This is a genomic window from Sulfitobacter pacificus, assembly GCF_030159975.1.
In the GTDB taxonomy this organism is placed as follows: Bacteria; Pseudomonadota; Alphaproteobacteria; order Rhodobacterales; family Rhodobacteraceae; genus Sulfitobacter; species Sulfitobacter pacificus.
Genome location: NZ_BSNL01000011.1, coordinates 1 through 3,452 on the forward strand (window position 1 = coordinate 1; position 3,452 = coordinate 3,452).

Here is a 3,452-nt window from a genome sequence, read left to right on the forward strand (position 1 = left end):
CATAATGCCGCGCTCCGGTTTATGCCGCGCCGACCCTTACAACCTGTTGCGTTGCGGTTAGATCGGCGCAGCATATCGGCATAATTCAGAGCGCTTCGAGGAATGCCAGGAGTTCGTCACCCGGTCGATATCGTCCACCCGTCTGGTCAACCGGCTTTGTCAGAGCCATCGCCTTTTCTTTCAGTTCGATATCGGCGTGGATGTAGACCTGTGTCGTCTCAATCGATTCATGGCCCAGCCAAAGGGCGATAATCGTTCGGTCCACACCGCTCTGTAGAAGCTGCATTGCAGCGGTGTGGCGCAAGACATGGGGTGTGACGCGCTTCAGTCTGAACGTCGAGCTGGTCGAGGCGGCGGTTGCCGCATGTTTCCGAACAATTCGCTCAACCGCATCTCTGCTGAGCGGCCTGCCACGGATGGTTGCGAACAGGGGATCGCTGGGCTCAGTCCGGCACTGCGCAAGCCATGCCTTCAATGCAAACCGACTGTCTGTCCGAAGCGGCGTTGCGCGTTCTTTTCGACCCTTGCCCACGCATCTGAGGTGCGCTCCGGTGCCAAGCTCGACATCGCCAACGCGAAGGCCGATCACCTCCGATACACGCAAGCCGGTTTGGAGCATTGTGAGAAGCAGAACGCGGTCGCGCCGCCCAAACCAGGTCGTCTGGTCAGGTGCCTTCAGCAAGGCCTCCATCTCGTCACGGGTCAGGAAGTCCACGACGCGTTTTTCGTGCCGCTTGGACGGCATCGCCAGCACCTTCTGGCAATGGTGCAGGAGCTGGGGCTCACAGCCCGCGACGTATTTGAAGAACGAGCGAATGGCCGCGAGGCGAGTGTTCCGGCTTCGCGCGCTGTTACCTCGTTCCTCCTCGCAGAAGGTCAGGAACCGACCGATGATGTCGGCGTCAATGTGAGCCACATGTAGCTCAGTCGGCGGCAGCCTTGTCTGCGCCTCGGCGTATCTCAGCAAGAGCCGGAAGGTGTCGCGATAGCTGGCAATCGTGTTTGGACTGGCCTGCATCTGGGTCAACAGCCGCTCGGTGAAGAACCGCTGCACATAGACGGGCAATGGATAGGTTGCGATCATGATGCGTCCTCCAAAACCCGCCGTTCGGCCCGCGCCGCGGCTAACTGCATCAGCTCGGGCACGGCCTCGATGTACCAGAACGTGTGCTTGGGCTCGGAATGGCCGAGATAGGTGCTGAGCTTGTACATTTCAGTTTCGATGTCCCGGCCATCCCGGAACCAGTCCAGGATGGTGTGAACGGCAAATGTGTGCCGCAAATCATGGATGCGTGGCCCATGTCCGTGGCGGTTGAAGGCTTGTGGTGACCGAAGGCCGATGTTTCTGCTGACCTGCGCGAAGTTGTAGCGTGCCCCGCAATCTCCCGCCGGTTCGCCATCCTCTTTGATGAAGAACCGGGATGATTGCTGCGGAACCAGACGATCCCGCAGCTCGGCATATCGAACAAGCCAATGAGCGGTATCCTCGTTGACGGGAAGCTGTCGATCCTTGCCATTCTTGGTGTTTCTGAGCGTTAGGATAGCGCGTTCCAGATCGATGTCATGCTGATCCAAAGACAAAGCTTCGTTCACGCGCATCCCCGTCACCGCGATCAAGCCGAACAGGGTCTGCCACAATGCGGCACGGAGGCCATAAGGTGACGGCAGTCGACCGGCTTCAACGACAAGATCCGCGATCTGACTGGGCGCATAGATGTAGGGGACACGCCTTCGGTATCGGCCTGTGACAAGCTGGCTGGACGGGACCTCGGTCCGATTGTCGTGCTCCGCAAGCCAAAAGGCGAACCGGCGCACCATACCAAGGCGATGAGACCAAGTGTTGTTGTCCGCGCTGCCGTAGTTTGCCTTCCAATCGAGGAACAAGGGCGTCGAGATCCGATTGAACCCGTTTTCACCGGCATAAGTCGTGAACTTGCGCAGGACCCGTTCCTCAAAGGAGAGGTCAAACCCCATCGAACGCCGAAGGGCCAGATATTCATCAAGTCGTTGGGACAGCGTCTTCATTGGGCGTCTCCCGAAGTTGGCCAGGGGCGCGAGATCGAGCGCAGGGCAGCCACATCGTATTGCGCATAGATGGTTGTGGTCATTGCAGATCGGTGACGCAGCACGTCCCCGATCTCAGCAAGCGAAGCACCCTTTCGCAGCATGTCGGTGGCCAGGCTGTGCCGCAGAATGTGGGTGCCTATATAGGCTTGTGGCGGGCTAATGCCGGTCGCGTCATAGGCGTCTCGCAATATCCATCGCAGGATTTGCGCGTCCTTGAACCTCTTGAAGGGCGGTTTCACCGACACGAACAGCGCGCGGTCCGGGCCCCGGCGCTCATTCTTGATGTAATCGACAATCGCCTCACCAACCTCCGCCGACATCGGCATCCGATCGTGCAACTGCCTCTTGCCGCGGATCAGGATTTCTCCAGCGCGCCAGTCGATGTCATCCAGTTCGATCGCTGTCACTTCCGGCGCACGAAGACCGAGACGGGCGATCAGCATCAGCATTGCATAGTTGCGCCGACCCGTTTTCTGGTGGTCGCGCACCACCTCAATGAGCCGGTTGACCTGTTCCGGCTCCAGATACCTCGGGATGCCGGTCGGTTTGGGCTGCCTGGCTTTCGGCACAGCATTGCTCAAGTTGCGCTCAGTCTTTCCGCTCCAGAACAGGAACTGGAAGAGGTTGCGAAGATGCGATGGGCCTGTCTTGTCCCGCGGCGCGTTTTGTTCCTTGCGCAACCAAAGTATGAACCCAGTGATGTCGTCTGGCTTGATGGTGTTCAAGTCACCCAGGCCAGAGCCGAACTTCGCAGTCAGGAACCGATCAAAGAACCGTAGGCAGTGATAAATTGTGTCCTCAGACAAGCCGCGCTGACTGCGAAGATAGGTTTCGTATTCCCGTTTCAGGCAGGCCCTCGGTGACATGTCGAGCGGCGGTTCTGAGCGCGGCGGTGCGCCTGCATTTTCAATGAGATAATCCCTGAACCGATTGATGCGGTACCGACAGTGCTTTTGGTCTCTCGCAGAAGCCGCACTGATGATCGACGTCGCCAGATGGTCCACACGATCATCGGTCAGCTCAGTGGGACAGACGTCTGCCTCCAGCATCGCCGCCCAAAGCGCCTCGGCTGTGGTTCTGTAATTGGCGATGGAACGGAGGCCGTATCCCTCCGCCTCGATCTGTAGGGCAAAGCGATCGGCATGGCTGCCAGCTTTCAGTTTCCGCCTCGTCGTTTGATCTGGGTGCGTATCGTTTTCCATGAGTGTTTCCTTCTTTTGGTTGAAGGTTGCACCTATGGCAGATCGCCGGCCCCAATTGCGCAGTTCGCCACGCTCACATGGCGGTTCTGAACTACAGTCTTATGCAGCCGGAAAACGACAAAAACCGCAGGAAACAAGACTTCGCCTGAACAAGCGCGGCATAAACCGGAGCGCGGCATTATG

The 3,452-nt window shown here is 58.4% G+C and carries 3 protein-coding genes; all 3 read right to left on the reverse strand.

All coding sequences use genetic code 11. The annotated features are described in order from the left end of the window. Positions 1 to 85: 85 nt before the first annotated feature. Genes QQL78_RS20060 through QQL78_RS20070 form a run of 3 tightly spaced genes read right to left on the reverse strand, consistent with a single transcriptional unit; the run spans position 86 to position 3,269 of the window. Positions 86 to 1,084, reverse strand: a complete 999-nt coding sequence (locus QQL78_RS20060) for a tyrosine-type recombinase/integrase (protein ID WP_102856250.1) — start codon at positions 1,082 to 1,084, stop codon at positions 86 to 88. Further along, positions 1,081 to 2,025 carry a tyrosine-type recombinase/integrase gene (locus tag QQL78_RS20065; RefSeq protein WP_064223618.1) on the reverse strand — a complete coding sequence of 315 codons (945 nt, stop codon included), beginning with the start codon at positions 2,023 to 2,025 and terminating at the stop codon, positions 1,081 to 1,083. The genes QQL78_RS20060 and QQL78_RS20065 overlap by 4 nt, the downstream gene beginning before the upstream one ends. After that, positions 2,022 to 3,269 carry a tyrosine-type recombinase/integrase gene (locus QQL78_RS20070; RefSeq protein WP_199484383.1) on the reverse strand — a complete coding sequence of 416 codons (1,248 nt, stop codon included), beginning with the start codon at positions 3,267 to 3,269 and terminating at the stop codon, positions 2,022 to 2,024. The genes QQL78_RS20065 and QQL78_RS20070 overlap by 4 nt, the downstream gene beginning before the upstream one ends. Positions 3,270 to 3,452: the final 183 nt, after the last annotated feature.

Excerpts from the sequence above, each read along its gene's own strand:
- QQL78_RS20065 (WP_064223618.1), bottom strand. The coding sequence starts at position 2,025 with ATGAAGACGCTGTCCCAACGACTTGATGAATATCTGGCCCTTCGGCGT.
- QQL78_RS20070 (WP_199484383.1), bottom strand. The coding sequence starts at position 3,269 with ATGGAAAACGATACGCACCCAGATCAAACGACGAGGCGGAAACTGAAA.
- QQL78_RS20060 (WP_102856250.1), bottom strand. The coding sequence starts at position 1,084 with ATGATCGCAACCTATCCATTGCCCGTCTATGTGCAGCGGTTCTTCACC.